Annotated in this window: 11 protein-coding genes; 9 read left to right on the forward strand and 2 right to left on the reverse strand. The window is 68.8% G+C overall.

Features of this window, described 5'->3' with window-relative positions; translation table 11 throughout:
* Positions 1–8: 8 nt before the first annotated feature.
* The gene (locus JOD97_RS23405; RefSeq protein WP_209723993.1) at positions 9–806 is read left to right on the forward strand and encodes an ABC transporter ATP-binding protein; all 798 of its coding nucleotides are present in this window, start codon (positions 9–11) and stop codon (positions 804–806) included.
* A 28-nt stretch (positions 807–834) separates the two neighbouring features.
* Here the strand turns inward: JOD97_RS23405 and JOD97_RS33145 are convergent, their stop codons facing one another.
* Positions 835–6,099 (reverse strand): autotransporter outer membrane beta-barrel domain-containing protein, encoded by a 5,265-nt coding sequence (locus tag JOD97_RS33145; protein ID WP_209723995.1) that lies wholly within the window; start codon positions 6,097–6,099, stop codon positions 835–837.
* Positions 6,100–6,427: 328 nt separating this feature from the next.
* Between JOD97_RS33145 and JOD97_RS23415 the strand changes: the two genes are divergently transcribed.
* The 7 genes from JOD97_RS23415 (at position 6,428) to JOD97_RS23445 (ending at position 15,795) form a co-directional block, all read left to right on the forward strand.
* A complete protein-coding gene (locus JOD97_RS23415) occupies positions 6,428–7,231 on the forward strand; it encodes an inner membrane protein YpjD (RefSeq protein ID WP_209723997.1) in 804 nt (267 codons plus the stop codon).
* Positions 7,228–7,536 (forward strand): PP0621 family protein, encoded by a 309-nt coding sequence (locus JOD97_RS23420; RefSeq protein WP_209723999.1) that lies wholly within the window; start codon positions 7,228–7,230, stop codon positions 7,534–7,536. The genes JOD97_RS23415 and JOD97_RS23420 overlap by 4 nt, the downstream gene beginning before the upstream one ends.
* A gap of 15 nt (positions 7,537–7,551) precedes the next feature.
* On the forward strand, positions 7,552–9,240 hold the full coding sequence (locus JOD97_RS23425) for a PAS domain-containing sensor histidine kinase (protein WP_209724000.1): 1,689 nt from the start codon (positions 7,552–7,554) through the stop codon (positions 9,238–9,240).
* A 14-nt stretch (positions 9,241–9,254) separates the two neighbouring features.
* Positions 9,255–10,733, forward strand: coding sequence for a sigma-54 dependent transcriptional regulator (locus JOD97_RS23430; protein WP_209724002.1), 1,479 nt, complete (start codon positions 9,255–9,257; stop codon positions 10,731–10,733).
* Positions 10,730–11,353 carry a 1,6-anhydro-N-acetylmuramyl-L-alanine amidase AmpD gene (gene ampD / locus JOD97_RS23435; protein ID WP_209724004.1) on the forward strand — a complete coding sequence of 208 codons (624 nt, stop codon included), beginning with the start codon at positions 10,730–10,732 and terminating at the stop codon, positions 11,351–11,353. Before JOD97_RS23430 ends, ampD begins: the two co-directional genes overlap by 4 nt.
* 286 nt (positions 11,354–11,639) lie before the next feature.
* Positions 11,640–14,582, forward strand: coding sequence for a ribonucleoside-diphosphate reductase subunit alpha (locus JOD97_RS23440; RefSeq protein WP_209724006.1), 2,943 nt, complete (start codon positions 11,640–11,642; stop codon positions 14,580–14,582).
* Between the two features lie 97 nt (positions 14,583–14,679).
* Positions 14,680–15,795 (forward strand): ribonucleotide-diphosphate reductase subunit beta, encoded by a 1,116-nt coding sequence (locus tag JOD97_RS23445; RefSeq protein WP_209724008.1) that lies wholly within the window; start codon positions 14,680–14,682, stop codon positions 15,793–15,795.
* A 141-nt stretch (positions 15,796–15,936) separates the two neighbouring features.
* Here JOD97_RS23445 and JOD97_RS23450 read toward each other — a convergent pair whose 3' ends face one another.
* Complete coding sequence (locus JOD97_RS23450) at positions 15,937–17,427, reverse strand: FAD-dependent oxidoreductase (RefSeq protein ID WP_209724010.1); 1,491 nt, start codon at positions 17,425–17,427, stop codon at positions 15,937–15,939.
* Between the two features lie 81 nt (positions 17,428–17,508).
* Between JOD97_RS23450 and JOD97_RS23455 the strand changes: the two genes are divergently transcribed.
* On the forward strand, positions 17,509–17,991 hold the full coding sequence (locus JOD97_RS23455) for a MarR family winged helix-turn-helix transcriptional regulator (RefSeq protein WP_229264665.1): 483 nt from the start codon (positions 17,509–17,511) through the stop codon (positions 17,989–17,991).
* The last annotated feature ends 474 nt before the right edge of the window (positions 17,992–18,465 follow it).

Here is an 18,465-nt window from a genome sequence, read left to right on the forward strand (position 1 = left end):
GAGCGGCCATGAGCGCCACCCATATCGTCGTATCGAATGTCAGCAAGGTGTTCCAGACCGCCGACCGCGAACTGGTGGCGCTCAAGGAGATCAACCTGGAGATCCCGCAGGGCCAGTTCGTCTGCCTGCTGGGGCCCTCCGGCTGCGGCAAGTCGACCCTGCTCAACGCGGTGGCCGGCTTCGCGCCGCCGTCGTCGGGCTCCATCACCGCCGACGGCAAGCTGGTGACGGGGCCGGGCCCCGAGCGCGGCATGGTGTTCCAGGAGTACGCGCTGTTCCCGTGGATGACGGTGGCCGACAACGTCGCCTTCGGCCTGGAGATCAAGGGCATGGCCAGGGCGCAGATCGACGCCATCGTCGACAAGCTGCTCGGCATGCTGTCCTTGAACGACTTCCGCCAGCGCTTTCCGAAGGACCTGTCGGGCGGCATGCGCCAGCGGGTGGCGATCGCCCGCGTGCTGGCGCTGGACTCGCCGATCATGCTGATGGACGAGCCGTTCGGCGCCCTCGACGCGCTCACCCGGCGCAACCTGCAGGACGAGCTGCTGCGCATCTGGGCCGAGCTGAAAAAGACCATCATCTTCGTCACCCACAGTATAGAAGAGGCGATCTACCTGGCCGACCGCATCGTCGTCATGACCTACCGGCCCGGCACCGTCAAGCGCGACCTGCTGGTCGAGCTGCCGCGCCTGCGCGATCCGGCGGACGCCCAATTCAACGCCCTGAAGCGCGAACTGGGCCAGCTGGTCATGGAGGAACAGCAGCGCCACCACAATGACGAATTGCGGCTGGCGGCCGTCGACTGAGCGCGGCCGGTTTCAACGTCGCCGGCCCCTAGAAGGCCAAGCGCAAGCTGACCTCGCCCTTGAAACCGTAGCTCTTGCCGAAATCCCTGACGGCGGTGTTGGCCGCCACCTCGGCGTACAGGAAGCAGCGCTCGTCCACCATCGTGCTGGCGCCCATGCCGAGCTCGCCCCACAGGCGGTGGTTGCGGCGTGCTATCGGCGTGCCCGAGACGTCGGCGACGGTGCCGGCGCGCCATTCCCGGCGCAGGTTGGCGATGCCGTACAGATGGCCGGCGCCGGTCTGCCGGTCGAGCGCGAGTCCGGCGCGGGTGGTCAGGCTGTCGTCGCGGCCGGCCCGCACCGCCACCCCGGCCGGGCCGGTGAAGCGGCTGAAACCGACCTTCGAATACACCAGCTGGACCTGCGGCGTGAGCGACAGCGCCGCGCCGGCCGGCCAGCGCCGGCCCGCCTCGACGCTGTAAGCCTGGCCGTGGCCGTCGTTGCCGTCGGCCAGCGTGCCGAGCACCGACGAGGTCAGTTTGCTGTCGAACCAGCTCGCCTGGGCGCGGGCGTCGACGTAGCCGCCGTCCGCCCCCAGCCAGCTGAGCGTGGCGCCGGCGCCGTAGGCCTTGGTGTCGATGGCGCCGTTGCCGAAGACCGAGCCGACGTCGGCGTTGGCCTGGCCGACGCTGCCGAGCAGACCGAGCACGAGCGTGTTGTCGCCATGCCCGCCGAGCTGGCGCTCGACGCCCACTTCGAGCTTGCTGGTGTCGACCCGCAGGCCGGCGCCGCTGGCCGAGAACGCGGCGTTCGGGCGCGCGCGCTCGGATTGCACGCGGCCCCAGGCCGCTGACGGCCGGCCGCCGGCGGCAGCCGGCCACTGGCGGTTGCCGACGCGCTGGCGCATGGTGCCGACATCGTTCAGCGCAAGCAGCGTCTGGCCGTACGCTTCGTAGACCGGCACGCCCGGCTGGTAGAGCGGGGCGCCCGCCGGTTCGGCCGGGCCCGGCGCGACGGCCGGGTCCGGCACGACAACCTGGACCGGCGCATCGATCAGGCTCGAGCGCAGGTACCAGTCGCCGTCGGCCGGCGTGGCCACGCCGTTCTGGCGCAGCCGGTAGCCGTAGGCGCCGGCGATCAGCGCCGGTTCGCCGCGGAATGTGTAGTTGCCGTCGAGGGTGAAGCTGCCGGCCGACGCGCCGGCCACGTCGATGATCTTGATGCCGTTCACCGTGGCCGCGCCGAGGCCGCCGAGGTTGCGCACGCCGACGACGGTGGCGCCGGCGGTGGCGCCGGTGACGGCCAGCAGGTCGGCGCGCGAGTTGTCGCCGCCCAGCTCGGCCTTGATCTCGAGGCGTCCGCCCGCGCCCGTGTAGCCGGCGGCCGTCAAGGTGCCGAAGCGCTCGCCGCCGGGGGCGACGACGCCGGCGTTGGCCAGCGCGCCGACCACGCCGCCGCCCTCGAGGCGGGCGCCGGCGGCGACCGCCAGCGAGCCGCCGAGCCTGCCGTCGACCGCCAGCGTGCCGGCGGCCAGCGTGGCCGCGCCGGTGTAGCGGCCGCCGTCGCCGGTGAGCCGCAGCGTGCCGGCGCCGGCCTTGGTCAGGGCGCCGGCGCCGTCGATCGCGCCGGAGAGGGTGAGGCTGGTCCCGGCCGCGGGGGCGATGGCGCCGGCGCCGGCCACCGTGACGGCGCGCCCGCTCGCCAGCGTCGCGGCGGTCGCCAGCGTGCCGCCGTCCAGGGTCAGGCGGCCGCCGGCGGCGCCGAGGTTGGCGTCGGCCGCGATGCGCAACTGCCCTTGCCGGATCAGCGTGCCGCCCGTGTAGCTGTTGTTGCCGGTGAGCGCGAGCGTGCCCAGGTCGAGCTTGACCAGTTGCGCGCCGCCGGCCAGCTCGGCGTCGACGCTGGCGGTGTAGCCGGCGCCGGCCGCCGTGCCGTCGCCGACGCGGATCGCCGCCTGCGCGCCGGCCAGCGTCAGCGCGCCGCCGCCGAGCGCGTAGCCGTCGCGGGCGAATTGCAGGCCCGAGGCGGCGACCGCGCCGCGGCTGTTGTCGATGGTGACGCTGCCGGCCGCGCCGGTGAAGATGGCGAAGCCGCCGTCGCGGTAGCCGGCGTTGACCGCGCCGGCCGCGTCGGTCCAGTGGGTGTTGCCGGCGCCGCTTTGCCACACGCCGGCGCCGCCGTCGATGGCGCCGTTGGCGCCCGGCTTGGCCGCGCCGTCCCAGAACTCGAGCCCGCCGGCGCCCGGCGCCGCCGGGGTGGACGGCGGCGCGGCGTTGACCAGGTTGACCTGGTGGGCGACCGCCGTCTGCACCGACACCAGCGCGCCGGCCGGCAGGGCGCCCAGCGCCAGGCCGTTGTCGGTGAGCGTGCCGCCGTAGTTGGCCAACCGGTAGATGCCGACGCCGAAGGCGCCGCCGGGCGTGACCGCGACGTCCAGGGTGCCGCCCAGCGTCAGGTCGCCGCCGACGTCGATCAAGTCGTTGAGCGCGCCGCCGACCGTGTTGGCGGCGCCGGCGTCGTAGGCGATGCGCGCGCCCGCCCCGAGCACCAGGTTGCCGCCGACGGTCAGCGTGCCGGCGCCGCCGGCGCCGGGCGCCAGCACGCCGCCGGTCAGGTTGACGTTGCCGGCCAGGGTGCCGGTGCCGCCCAGCGTGCCGCCGGCCACCACGCCGGTGGCGCCGCCGAGCTTGCCGTTTACCAGCAGCGTGCCGCCGGCGACCGACGTCGCGCCGGCGAACGAGGCGCCGTCGCCGGCCAGCACCAGGGTGCCGGCGCCGCGCTTGGTCAGCGCGCCGGCGCCGGCCAGCGCGCCGGTCAGGGTCAAGGTGGTGCCGGCATCGGTGGCGATGGCGCCGGCGCCGGTGAGCGCGACCGCCCGCCCGCTGCCGAAGTCGGCCGTGGTCTCGAGCGCGCCGCCGTTGAAGGCCAGCGCGCCGGCCGCCGCGCCGAGGTTGGCGTCGCGGGCCACGCGCAGCGCGCCCTGTTCGAGCGCGGTGCCGCCGGCGTAGGTGTTGGCGCCGGTGAGCGTGAGCGTGCCGCCGTCGGCCTTGGCCAGCCCGCCCGCGCCGGTGAGCGCGGCGTCGATGGTGGCGCGGTAGGCGGCGCCGGCGGCGGTGCCGTCGCCGACGCGGATGACCGAGCGCGGCGCGGTCAGCGCCACGCTGGCGCCGGCGACGCGGTAGCCGTCGCTGGCGAATTGCAGGCCCGACGCCGTGACGGCGCCCGCGCCGGCGTCGACGGTGACGACGCCGGGCGCGCCGCCGAAGATGGCGAAGGCGGCGTCCTGGTAGGCGCCGTTGGCCGCGCCGGTCGATCCGGTCCAGTTGGCGTTGCCGGCGCCGCTTTGCCACACGCCGGCGCCGCCGTCGATGGCGCCGTTGGCGTGGCCGGCCGCGCCGTCCCAGAAGTTGAGCGGCGCCGGCGGCACCGCCGGGGTGGCCGGGCCGGTGTTGACCAGGTTGACCTGCTGGGCGACCGAGGTCTGGATATAGCCCTCGTTGGCGCCGGGCAGGGAGGCGACCTGCAGGCCGTTGTTGGTGAGCGCGCCGCCATAGTTGAACAGGCGGTAGACGCCCGGATCGAAACTGCCGCCGGCCGCGCGCGTCACCGCCAGCGTGCCGTCGAGCACCAGGTTGCCGCCGACGTTGACCAGGTCGTTGAGCGCCCCGCCGGCGACATTGGCCTGGCCGAGCTCGAAGCGCGAGACCGCCGCCGGCGCCAGGGTCAGATTGCCGTTGATGGTGAGCGTGCCGGGGCTGTTGCCGGGGGCCAGGACGGCGCCGTTGGCGACGCCGACGTTGCCGCCGAGCGTGCCGGACCCGCCCAGCGTGGCGCCGGCGCGCACGGCCACCGTCGAGCTGGCGTCGCCGAGGACGCCGTTGACCCGCAGCGTGCCGGCCAGCACGTCGACGGCGCCGCTGTAGGCGGCGCTGTTGGCCGTCAGCGTCAGCGTTCCGGTCCCGCTTTTGGCCAGCGCGCCGGCGCCCGTGATGGCGCCGTCGACGGTGTGGGTGGTGGCGGCGGCGCTGTCGAGCGTGGCCGCGCCGGCCAGCACCAGCGCGCGCGCCGACGTCGTGCTGGCGGTGGTGGCGAGCGCGCCGCCGTTGATGGTCAGCGCGCCGGCCGCGTCGCCGAGGCTGGCGTCGTCGGCCACCGCCAGCGTGCCGCCCCCGATGGTCCAGCCGGTGGTGGCCGTGGTGGCGCCGGTAAGCGTCCAGGTGCTGGCGCCGGTCTTTTCGAACTGGTCGAAATTGCGGTACTGCGCGGCGGCGCCGATGGCGGCGGCGTCGAAGCTGGCGTTGGCGGTGCCGCCCAGCCGCAGCATGTCGTTGGGCTGGGCGGCGTTGCCGACGACATTGCCCGCGATGACGGAGCCGGCGCGCAGCTCGAGCGTCAGCGCCGAGGCCGCGCCGGGCGTGGTGAAGCCGATCGCGTTGGCCTGGCCGGCGCCGGCGCGGATGGTGCCGCTGTTGACCAGGTCGATCGGGGCGGCGTTGCTGGAGACCGCGACGCCGCCGTTGCCGCCTTCGACGGTGCCGGCGTTGATGATTTGCCCGACGCCGGCGCGCACGTCGATGCCCGTGCCGCCGAGCACGGTGCCGGTGCCGCCGCGGATGATGCCGCCGGCGTTGTTGGTCAGCACGGACGGCCCGCCGGGCGCGCGGAACAGCACGCCCGGGCCGCCGTTGCCCGACGCGCTGTCGCCGCCGCGGATGATGCCGTCGTTGGTCAGCGCGCCCGAGCTGAGCTGCGCGCCCTGGCCGCCGCCGCCGGCCAGGCCCTGGCCGCCGGCGATGGTGCCGCTGTTGACCAGGGTCGAATTGTTCAGCAGCCGCGCGCCGGCGCCGCCGCTCCCGCCGGCCCCGCCGCCGGCACCGCCGACGATGGTGGTGGCGTTGACGAGCGCCGCGCTCGTGTTCAGGAACAGGCCGATGCCGCCGTTGGTGGCGGCGGCCGGGCCGGCGTCGGCGCCCCGGATGGCGCCGGCGCCCGACAGCGTCAGCAGGCCGGCTCCCGCGGGGCCGGTCAAGGTGATCGTGCCGCTGGTGGTGAGCGTGCCCGGCGTGTAGGTGCCGGTCATCGAGAAGCCGTGGAGGTCGAAGGTGATCGGCTTGGCGACCGCCGGTATGCCCTGTCCCGTGAAGCCGCCGGTCAGATTGATCGTGGCGCTGGCGCCGGCACTGGCGTTGGCCGCCTGGACGGCCGCGCCCAGTTCCGTTTCATTGGCGACGTCGTAGCTCTGGGCCATGCCCGGCGGGGGGATCAGCGCCGCCAGCGCCAGTGCGCCGGAACCGGCGGCGTGGAGCTTGCTCATCCTTTTATTCGTTCTTTTCTTCATCCCGCCGGTGTTGGCGCGGCCCGGCTTTGCGGTCGAAACAGGTCCCATACGTTCGCTTTCTGAGGTTGCCCACAGCATCGCAAAGTGCGCCGGCGCCGCTGCGGGGAGGTGAAGGAATAGTGATTCGATGCAACTTTTTGGGAGAATAGCATACCAATAGTCAATAAAGTTAGCGCTATCTTGAGTCCATGGCAATTACGCAACAGCGCCGTCCGGCGGCCGCGTTCGGGGAAGAATGGCGCCGGCGGCGGCGTCGCCAGCGGCGCCGGGCCGCGATGGCGGGCGATGGTGTAAACTGCCGGTCATGCAGACCTACTTGTTCATCGCAGCCATCGCGCTGTACATCCTGTGCGCCGCGCTGCCATCGCGCCGCGCCGGCTTGATTTCGGCCGTGACGGTGGCCGCCTGGGCGCTGCACGGCGCCGGCCTGTGGCTGGAGGTGGCCGCCGCCGGCTCGCTGCGGATCGGCTTCGCGGCCATGCTGTCGTCGGCGCTATGGGTGTCGGTGGCGGCCTACTGGCTGGAAAACCGCAACTTCAGCCTGGACGGCATGCGCCGCCTGGTCATGCCCAGCGCCGCAGTCGCCGCCGCGCTGCAGGCCATCTTCCCCGGCAACCTGATCCCGCTGGAGGGCAAAAGCTCGCTGTTCGGCTGGCACATCGCCATCGCCACGATGGCCTACAGCACCCTGACCATCGCCGCCTTCCACGCCGTGCTGATGGCACTGCAGGAGGCGCGGCTGCACGCGGCCACCGACCGCAAAAGCTTCCTGTCCGGCGCGCTGGACCAGCTGCCGGCGCTGCTGACGATGGAGAAGCTGCTGTTCCGCATGATAGGCTTCGGTTTCGCGCTGCTGAGTTTGACGGTGTTGTCGGGCATCGTGTTTTCGGAACAGCTGTTCGGCCAGGCGCTCAAATGGGACCACAAGTCGGCCTTCACGCTGCTGTCGTGGATGCTGTTCGCCGCGCTGCTGGCCGGCCGCCGCTTCCGCGGCTGGCGCGGCAAGACGGCGCTGAGCTTCACGCTGGCCGGATTCGCGACGTTGTTGCTGGCGTATGTCGGCAGCCGTTTTGTGTTTGAGGTGGTTTTGCATAAAGGATGGGCATGAGCCGTATCGTATTTTGGCTGGCATTGATTTTCCTGGTGTTCTTCGCGGTCCGCAGCAAGATCCGCGGCGCCCAGAAGCGCAACGAGCAGCAGTTCCGTCAAGCGCCGCCGCACCAGGAGGTGCCGCCCGGCCAGGGCGGCGGGGCGGCCGGCTACCGCGCGCGCGGCACCGAAAAAGCGCTGGCCGACGCCGAGACGATGCTCGAATGCGCCAAGTGCGGCATCTTCTTCCCCGCCTCCGAGGCGGTCCACGCCCACGGCCGCGATTACTGCTGCGCGGCGCACGCCGCCGCGCCGGCGGCGTAGGGCCCGGGCCGGCCGATGGTGGCGCGCCTGCAAGCCCTGTCGGCTGAATCGCGCGCCACCTTCTGGCGCTCGCTGCAAACGTTCGGCGCCACCCGCGTCGTCATCGCGCTGGTGCTGCTGGTTTACCTGAGCTTCGACAGCCGGGGACTGCGCGTCGTCGGCGAATATCCCTACCTGCCCGTTTGCCTGGCCTATCTGGGCCTGGCCGTCGCCTTCGCGCTGTCGGCGCTGTACTGGCGGCGCCGCTTCCTGCCGCAGCTGCTGGCGCAGATCGCCTGCGACCTGGCCGTCATCTCGCTGCTGTACATCGCCGGCGGCGGCGTGCGCAGCGGCCTGGCCATCCTGTATCTGTTCCCGCTGGCCGGTTCGGCCATCCTGTCGCCGCTGGTGCTGGCGCTGTTCTGCGCCGCGCTGGTGGCGCTGTTCATGCTGGGCGAAAGCATGTGGCAGCTGCTGGCGATGGAGAGCCAGCACGGCCTGCTGCAATCGGGCCTGTACGGCGCCGCCTTCTTCGCCGCCGTGTTCATGGTCAACCGCATGGCCGGCAAATTGATCGGGCAGGAGGAGCTGGCGATCCTGCGCGGCGTGGAAATCAACGTGCAGCAGGCGGTCAACCGCCTGGTCATGGCCAACATCGGCGACGGCATCCTGGTGGTCGATCCGGACGGGCAGGTCACGGCCGGCAACCCGGCGGCGCGCCAGATGCTCGGCCTGGCCGGGCCGGAGCTGAACTTCAAGCTGTCGGCGGCCGCGCCGCTGGCGCCGCTGGCGCAGGTGTACGGCGAATGGCGCGCCGACCCCGCGCGCAGCACGGTGTTCATCACCATCAAGCCGTTCAGCGACGCCGCGCTGCAAGGGCTGACCGCCGCCTGGAGCGCGCGCCGCGACCTGTCGGCCCATCTGAAGGTGCGCTTCGCGGCGGTCGACACCTCCGGCCCGGGGCTGGAGCGCAGCGTGATCTTCCTGCAGGACGTGACGGGCATCGAAAACCAGGCGCAGCAACTCAAGCTGGCGTCGATGGGGCGCCTGACGGCCAGCATCGCGCACGAGGTGCGCAACCCGCTGTCGGCCATCGGCCACGCCACCGCGCTGCTGGGGGAGGACCTGGACAGCACCGTGCATCTGCGGCTGCTCAAGATCGTCGGCGACAACGTGGCGCGCGTCAACCGCATGGTGGAGGATATCCTGCAGCTGTCGCGCAAGGTGCAGCCCAACAACGAGCCGCTGGCGCTGGACGGCTTTCTGGCCGAGCTGATGACCGAATTCGTCGACACCCACGGCCTGCCGGCCGATATCGTCGGCCTGTCGGTGGCGCCGGGGACGATGGTGCGCTTCGACCCGCTGCACCTGCGCGAGGTGGTGCTGAACCTTTTAAACAACGCCGTGCGCTACGCCAGCGGCGCGCCGCGCTCGATCCGGGTCGACCTGCTTACCCATCCGCACCACGCGCAGCGCATGGAGCTGCACGTGCAGGACGACGGCCCGGGCATCTCGCCGGAGGTGCGGGCCCACCTGTTCGAGCCGTTTTACACCACATCGAGCAAAGGCACCGGCCTGGGGCTGTATCTGGCGCGCGAATTGTGTTTGAATAACGAGGCGCGGCTCGATTATGAATACCGTTTCGATAGCCGCGACAGCGCCGATGGCGGCCGCCGCTCCAGCGGGCGCTTTGTGATCACCTTCGCCCAACCGGCGCAAAAATAAGAAGAGGCGGTTCCATGAGCGTACGTTCTCCTCGCGTGCTGGTGGTCGACGATGAAGCCGACCTGCGCGAACTGCTGGAACTGACCCTGCTGAAAATGGGGCTGGACGTCGACAGCGCGGCGACCCTGGCGCAGGCGCGCGCGCTGCTGGCCGGCGCCGAGCGCGGCGAACAGCGCGAATATCAGCTGGTGCTGACCGACATGCGCCTGCCCGACGGCCTGGGTCTGGAGCTGGTGCGCGAAGTGTGCGCCACCCACAAGAACACGCCGATCGCGGTGGTGACAGCCTTCGGCAGCGCCGACAACGCCGTCGTCGCGCTCAAGGCCGGCGCCTTCGACTACATCTCCAAGCCGGTGGCGCTGGACCAGTTGCGCCTGATGGTGCAGTCGGCCCTGCGGCTGAACGCCGAACCGGCGGCCGGTCCGGCGGCCAGCGGCGCGCCCGTCGCCAGCCGCCTGAAGGGCGATTCGGCCGTGATCCAGTCGCTGCGGGCGCAGATCGCCCGGCTGGCGCGCTCGATGGCGCCGATCGCCATCAATGGCGAATCGGGCAGCGGCAAGGAGCTGGCCGCGCGCGAAATCCATGCGCAAAGTTCGCGCGCCGGCAAGCCCTTCATCGCCGTCAACTGCGGCGCCATCCCCGAGGCGTTGATGGAGGCGGAGTTCTTCGGCTACCGCAAGGGCGCCTTCACCGGCGCCGCCGACGAGCGGGATGGCTTCTTCCAGGCGGCCAACGGCGGCACCCTGATGCTCGACGAGGTGGCCGACCTGCCGCTGGCGATGCAGGTCAAGCTGCTGCGCGCGATCCAGGAGCGGCGCGTGCGCAAGATCGGCGCCACCGCCGAGGAGCCGGTCGACGTGCGTATTATTAGCGCGACCCATAAAAACCTGGCGCAATGCGTGGAGCAGGGCAGCTTCCGCCAGGACCTGTTCTACCGGCTCAACGTGATCGAACTGGCGCTGCCGCCGCTGCGCGAACGGCTCGACGACCTGCCCGTGCTGACCGAGGCGATCCTGGCGCGGCTCGGCACCTTCGAGCACAAGGCGGTGCTGGGGCCCGGCGTGCTCGACGCCCTGCGCGGCTATTCCTTCCCCGGCAACGTGCGCGAGCTGGAAAACATCCTGGAGCGGGCGCTGGCCTTCGCCAACGACGGCGTGATCGAGGTGGCCGACCTGGCGCTCAAGGGGGCGCGGGTGGCCGAGGCGCCCGCGCCGTCGCCGCCGCCGGCGCCGATGTGGATACCGCTGCCGAACGCGCTGCCGCCACCGGAGCCCGGAATGGAGGCGCCGGCGCCGTCGCCGGTGCCGCCGTCGCCGGAGCCGCTGCCGGCCAGCCTGCCCGATTACCTGAACCAGGTGGAGCGCGACATCATCCTGCGCGCGCTGGCGCAAACGCAGTTCAACCGCACGCAGGCCGCGCAGCTGCTGGGCATCAGCTTCCGCCAGCTGCGCTATCAGATGCAGAAATTGAACATCCAGGAGCCGGACGCATGAACCACCGCATAGGCGCGGATGGCTGGTGGCCGCCGGCGGTGCGCTACGACAGCCCCAACTTCGACAGCCGTCCCGACCCGGACGACATCACGCTGCTGGTGATCCACAATATCAGCCTGCCGGGCGGCTGTTTCGGCGGTCCCCACGTCTCCGACCTGTTTACCTGCCGGGTGGACTATAATGCTGACCCTTCGCTCGCGGACCTGCGCGGGCTGAGGGTGTCGACCCACTTCTTCATCCGCCGCGGCGGCGCGGTGATCCAGTACGTCTCGGCCAACGAGCGCGCCTGGCACGCCGGCGTGTCGTCGTTTCGCGGCCGCGAAAAATGTAACGACTACTCGATCGGCATCGAGCTCGAAGGCACCGACGACACGCCGTTCGAACCGGCGCAGTACGCGGCGCTGGCTGCGCTGACCGAGGCGCTGCGGCGGCGCTACCGGCTGACCGACGTCCAGGGCCACGAGGACATCGCGCCGGGCCGCAAAACCGACCCCGGACCGTTGTTTGATTGGAACTTTTATGTTAAAAGTTGGCTGGGATTCTGTGAAGAAACTAGAAAGTTTGCACCGGAGTTAGTGAACGCTACCGCCGTATTGCGCTTTGTCAAAGGGCTTCCTTAAAGTCAATAGTGCAAGCCTAATTATTTCTTCTTTTTTCAATAGGGTAGAGCTTGATATACCCGCCTTCGGCTACTACAATCAGTGTATTGAATCTTCGCAATCACTAGATATAGTAGTTCTCATGACACTGGTTCTTCATCTACATCATGCCCTCGGGGCCAGGTCCCACTCCTTTTTGTTGCAGTTAAACCAGCCAGGCAGGTGTGGCTGATCGCTTCATTTTGGCCTTTTTATTTACAAACATAGCCGCGCAGCACTGACTGCACGCCGTTATCGGGGAGCTTAAATGCAATCTACTCAAGACATCACCATCAATCCAGCGCTGGTACCAGCGGCCGCTGCGAGCACCGCCAGCAGCCCGACGACGGCCGCCAGCGACCTCGGTGACTACCGCATCATCCGCCGCAACGGCGCGGTCGTCGCGTTTGAACCGTCGAAAATCGCGATCGCCGTCACCAAGGCCTTCCTGGCCGTGAACGGCGGCCAGGGCGCCGCCTCGGCGCGCATCCGCGAACTGGTAGAACAGCTGACCTCCAGCGTGGTGACGGCGCTGGTGCGCCGCCAGCCGTCCGGCGGCACCTTCCACATCGAAGACGTGCAAGACCAGGTCGAGCTGGCGCTGATGCGCTCCGGCGAACACGATGTCGCGCGCGCCTATGTCCTGTACCGCGCCAAGCACATGGAAGAGCGCCGCGCGCTCAAGGAAGCGCAAGGCGCCACCGCCAAGATCGCCGCGCCGCAAATCCACGTGCTGGAAAACGGCGAGCGCAAGCCGCTGGAGATGGACCGCGTCACGGGCCTGATCAACGCCGCCTGCATCGGCCTGGAAAAGCACGTCGACGCCGACGCCATCGTCGCCGAGACCTTGAAGAACCTGTACGACGGCGTGCCGGTCGAAGAGCTGCACAAATCCGCCATCCTGGCCGCCCGCGCGCTGATGGAAAAGGACCCTGCCTACTCGCAGGTGACGGCCCGCATCCTGCTGCACACCATTCGCAAGGAAGTCTTCGGCAAGGAAGTCGCGCAGGGCGCCGCCGCCGCCGAGTACATCACTTACTTCCCGCAATACGTCGCCAAGGGTATCGAGAACGAACTGCTGGACCCCAAGCTGGCCGAATTCGACCTGGCCCGCTTGGCCAAGGCGCTGGTCGCCGACCGCGATCTGCAGTTCGGCTACATCGGCCTGCAAACCCTGTACGACCGCTACTTCCTGCATGTGCGTGACGTGCGCATCGAAATGCCGCAGGCGTTCTACATGCGCGTGGCGATGGGCCTGGCGCTGAACGAAAGCGACCGCGAAGCGCGCGCCATCGAGTTCTACCAGCTGCTGTCGTCGTTCGACTTCATGTCGTCGACGCCGACGCTGTTCAACTCGGGCACCCTGCGTTCGCAGCTGTCGTCGTGCTACCTGACCACGGTCTCGGACGACCTGGAAGGCATCTACGACGCCATCAAGGAAAACGCGCTGCTGGCCAAGTTCGCCGGCGGCCTGGGTAACGACTGGACCCCGGTGCGCGCGCTGGGCGCCCACATCAAGGGCACCAACGGCAAATCGCAAGGCGTGGTGCCGTTCCTGAAAGTGGTCAACGACACCGCCGTCGCGGTCAACCAGGGCGGCAAGCGCAAAGGCGCGGTGTGCGCCTACCTGGAAACCTGGCACATGGACATCGAAGAGTTCCTGGACCTGCGCAAGAACACCGGCGACGACCGCCGCCGCACCCACGACATGAACACCGCCAACTGGATTCCGGACCTGTTCATGAAGCGCGTGATGGAAAAAGGCGACTGGACGCTGTTCTCGCCGTCCGACTGCCCGGACCTGCACGACCTGGTCGGCAAGGCCTTCGAAAAAGCCTACCTGGGCTACGAAGCCAAGGCCGCCGCCGGCGAAATCCGCGTGTTCAAGAAGATCGCCGCGCTGGACCTGTGGCGCAAGATGCTGTCGATGCTGTTCGAAACCGGCCACCCATGGATCACCTTCAAGGACCCATGCAACATCCGTTCGCCGCAGTCGCACGTGGGCATGGTCCACAGCTCGAACCTGTGCACCGAGATCACGCTGAACACCGGCCCGGACGAAATCGCCGTCTGCAACCTCGGCTCGGTCAACATGCCGGCCCATATGAAAGAGGGCAAGCTCGATCACGTCAAGCTGCAAAAGACCATCCGCACCGCGATGCGCATGCTCGATAACGTCATCGACATCAACTACTACGCGGTCGACAAGGCCCGCAACGCCAACATGCGCCACCGTCCGGTGGGCCTGGGCGTGATGGGCTTCCAGGACTGCCTGCACATGATGCGCGTGCCGTTCTCGTCGGACGCCTGCGTGGCCTTCGCCGACACCTCGATGGAAGCGGTGTGCTACTACGCCTACCTGGCCTCGACCGAGCTGGCGGAAGAGCGCGGCCATTATCAATCGTACAAAGGTTCGCTGTGGGACCGCGGCATCCTGCCACAGGATTCCGTCAAGCTGCTGGCCGAAGAACGCGGCGGCTACCTGGAGCAGGACCTGTCGTCGGCGATGGACTGGACCCCGGTGCGCGAGCGCATCAAGAAGTTCGGCATGCGTAACTCGAACTGCGTGGCGATCGCCCCGACCGCGACCATCTCGAACATCATCGGCGTGTCGGCCTGTATCGAGCCGACCTTCCAGAACCTGTACGTGAAGTCCAACCTGTCGGGCGAGTTCACCGAGATCAACTCCTACCTGGTGCGCGACCTGAAGGCGCGCGACCTGTGGGACGAGGTCATGATCGCCGACTTGAAGTACTTCGACGGTTCGCTGGCCAAGATCGACCGCATCCCGAACGACCTGCGTGACATTTATGCAACCGCGTTCGAAGTGTCGCCGACCTGGCTGGTGGAAGCGGCGTCGCGTCGCCAGAAGTGGATCGACCAGGCCCAATCGCTGAACATCTACATGGCCGGCGCCTCGGGCAAGAAGCTCGACGAGACCTACAAGCTGGCCTGGCTGCGCGGCCTGAAGACCACCTACTACCTGCGCACCACTTCGGCCACCCACACCGAGAAGTCGACCTCCAAGACCGGCGCGCTGAACGCGGTGGCGGTGGACGGCGGCATGTCGGCCAGCGCGATGGCCTCGGCCGCCGCGGCGGCCCCGGCACCGGTAGCGGCGGCCCCGGCCGTCACGGCCGAAGCGGATGGCGAAGCCTGCTACCTGCGTCCGGGCGACGACGGCTTCGAGGAATGCGAAGCTTGCCAATAAGCCGGCGCTGACTAATATATATAGAGAGAGAACCGTCCCGGCCCGTCCGGGCGGTTCGCTTTACACCGAACACACCGAATTCTGAAGGAAACACACTATGTCGCTGTCCTGGGACGAAGAAGCCGCACCAGCGGTACCACAAGCTGTCAACGAAGCCGCGCTGGCCACCGGCGAAGCCAACGCCGAACAAGTCTCGCGTCGCGTCAACGCCGACGACAAGCGCATCATCAACGGCAAAACCGACGTCAATCAGCTGGTGCCGTTCAAGTACAAGTGGGCATGGGACAAATACCTGGCCGGCTGCGCCAACCACTGGATGCCGCAGGAAGTGAACATGCAGCGCGACATCGAGCTGTGGAAGAACCCGAACGGCCTGACCGAGGACGAGCGCCGCCTGGTCAAGCGCAACCTCGGCTTCTTCGTCACCGCCGACTCGCTGGCCGCCAACAACATCGTGCTGGGCACCTACCGCCACATCACGGCGCCGGAGTGCCGCCAGTACCTGCTGCGCCAGGCGTTCGAGGAAGCGATCCATACCCACGCCTACCAGTACATCGTCGAGTCGCTGGGCCTGGACGAGGCGGAGATCTTCAACGCCTACAACGAAGTCAAATCGATCCGCGACAAGGACGAGTTCCTGATCCCGTTCATCGACACCTTGACCGATCCGGCCTTCACCACCGGCACCGTGGAAAACGACCAGAAGCTGCTCAAGTCCCTGATCGTGTTCGCCTGCCTGATGGAAGGGCTGTTCTTCTACGTCGGCTTCACCCAGATCCTGGCGCTGGGCCGCCAGAACAAGATGATGGGCGCGGCCGAACAGTATCAGTACATCCTGCGCGACGAATCGATGCATTGCAATTTCGGTATCGATTTGATCAACACGATCAAGATGGAAAATCCGCTGCTGTGGACCCCGGCGTTCAAGGAGGAGATCAAGCAGCTGTTCCTGAAGGCCGTCGATCTGGAATACGCGTACGCCGAAGACACCATGCCGCGCGGCGTGCTCGGTCTGAACGCGACCATGTTCAAGGGCTACCTGCGCTTCATCGCCAACCGCCGCGCCACGCAGATCGGTTTGGAGACCTTGTTCGACCAGGAAGATAATCCATTCCCATGGATGAGCGAGATGATCGACTTGAAGAAGGAGCGCAACTTCTTCGAGACGCGCGTGATCGAGTACCAGACCGGCGGCGCGCTGAACTGGGATTGATCGCCGCATCGCATGGGTTGTGGAACGGGTCCGGGAGGGCCCGTTTTTTTTTTGCGGCGGGTGGACGCCGGCGCTCAACCCGCAGGGCCGGGCGGGGTCGGACCCCGTGGGGTCCGACCCCTTGTGCGCGGGCTTTGCGGGTTAAATCAGCGAGTTCGCAATATATGTGTTCAATGCCGGACCGCGCTCGTCGCTCGCCAGCGCCCCGATGTAGCCATCCGGCCGTATCAGCGCCACCTCCCCCGGCGCGAAGCCGTACGCCGTCCGCAGATGCCCGCCGTCGTCGCGCAGCTCGCCGTCCATTCCAACCGTCACTATTCTCAGCCCCTTGCGCGGCGCGACCACGCCGGCGCCGTCCGGTTCATACCGCAGCAAGGTCCAGCCGCCGGCCGCCAGCAACGTAAATAAACGTAAAGGCTGCCCGGCCGCGCCCCGGCACGGCGCGTCCGGCGCGCGATCGCCGGCGCGCACGATCGCATCGTCGCCGCGCGCATCGCACGCCAGCGGCGACGTCCGATACCCCAGGTCCAGCTGCTGCGTCTCGCGCCCGCGACGCAGGTCGCCGCGCGTGCGCGCCGCCTCCAGCAGCTTGCCCGCCAGTCCCAGCATCGCGGCCGCCACCTCGCGCCGCTCCGCCTCGTAGGTGTCGAGCAGCGCGTCCGGCGCGCCGTCCACCACCGCCGCCAGCTTCCATCCCAGGTTCCACGCATCCTGCACACTGGTGTTCAAGCCCTGGCCGCCGGTCGGCGGGTGGACGTGGGCGGCGTCGCCGGCGATGAACACGCGGCCGACCCGGTAGCGGTCGGCCAGCCGGGAGCTCATCTCGTACACCGAACGCCAATGCACCGCGTGCAGCGCGATGTCGGCGCGGCCGGTGCGCGCGGCGATGACCGCCGCCAGCGCCGCGTCCGAGGTGTCGATGTCGCCCTCGAGCGGAACCGGCATCTGCAGCTGGAACAGGTCGGTGCCCATCAGCGGACACAAACTGATTTGTCCGGGACCGTCGCCCCAGCGATGCCACGCGCCGCGATCCAGTCCGGTCAGGGACAGGTCGGCCACCATCGCCCGCATCTTCATCGACTCGCCGGGGAAGTCGATCGCCAGCGCCTTGCGCACGAAGCTGCGGCCGCCGTCGGCGCCGACCAGGTAGCGCGCCCGCACCGTGGTCGTGGTGCCGTCGGCCCGCGCCAGCCGCGCGGTGACGCCGTCGGCGTGCTGTTCGAAGCCGGTCAGCTCTTGGCCGAAGCGCGGCGCGTGTCCGAGTTCGGCGAGTCTGTCGCGCAGGATGCCTTCGGTCAGATACTGCGGCAGCATCAGCGGCAGGTTGTACGGCTCGGCCGGCGAGGGCGCCAAGCCTTCGGTCGAGGGCTGTTCGTCGTAGCCGCCGTCGGCGCGGTATTTGCGCTGCGGCGGATAGGCGCCGCCGGCGGCCACCATGCGATCGACCACGCCCATCGCTTCGAAGATTTCGAGGGTGCGCGGCTGGATGCCCTTGCCGCGCGAGCCGCTGAACGGCCCGTCGATTTTGTCGACCAGCATGAAGTCGACGTGGCGGCGCGCCAGCTCGATCGCCAAGGTCAGTCCGGCGGCGCCGGCGCCGCAAATCAAAATGTCGGTGTTGATAGTGTCCATGGAACCCTCCTAGATATGTGTATGATGCACATATTATTCCGGCCCGAAAAAGCTGTCAATAACTATGTGTATAATGCACATATGAATAAAGATCTCCTCGATACCCACAACGCGCTGCTCGACATCATCGGTTTCATGAGCAGGCCGGAGCCCGACATCGCGCTGATGTCGGAGATGTCGATGCCGCTCGAACGCGCGCTGCTGCCGCTGCTCGTGCGCATCGAACGGCGCGGTCCGATCGGCGTGGTGGAGCTGGCCGACATGGTCGGCCGCGACTACACGACGGTGAGCCGGCAGGTGGCGCGGCTCGATGAACTCGGCCTGGTGGCGCGACGCGCCGGCGCGCGCGACAAGCGCGTGCGCGAAGCGGAGGTGACCAAGGCCGGGCGCGAGGTCGTCGCCGTCATCGATCAAACGCGCGAGACGCAGGTCGGCGAATTGATGGCCGATTGGACCGCCGCCGAGCGGCGCGATCTGGCGCGGCTGATGAAGCGCCTCGCCGCCGACATGAACGCCTGGGTGCAGCGCCACAAGCATCCCGAGCACGAGGAAGATTCCGAATAGTCCTACGCGCCGTCGCCACGCGACGCGCGCCGGCACTGCACGAACGCTCGACGAACACGCGTCGGACACCTCGCCCACCACCTCGTCGAACATCCCGGCGAACACTTCGCCGAACACCTCGCCGCCGCGCGCCGAGTACTTCACCAGCATCGCCGACACACATCGACGCTCGCGCCGAACGCAGGCGCGCCGCGGCGCGTCGCAGTATTCCGCTTGCCATTCGTCGCACTCTGTCTCATAATCGCGACGAATTTAAAAACAGTGAGCAGCGACAGCGCGCATGCGATGCGCAAGCGCTCTCGGATTCGGAAGATGGTGGCGCGGAACGCGCGGCGATGCTGGCGACATCGCAGACACCCAGGCGGCAATTGGCTCGCTTTGAAGCGCGATTTTTTTGCGCGGCGCGGCAAGCGCATTTTCGAACTCGATTGAGCGCGCACATCGCACCACGATGTCGCAAGCGAGCAAGCGCGA

It is taken from the genome of Duganella sp. 1411 (assembly GCF_017833525.1).
Lineage (GTDB): Bacteria > Pseudomonadota > Gammaproteobacteria > Burkholderiales > Burkholderiaceae_D > Rugamonas.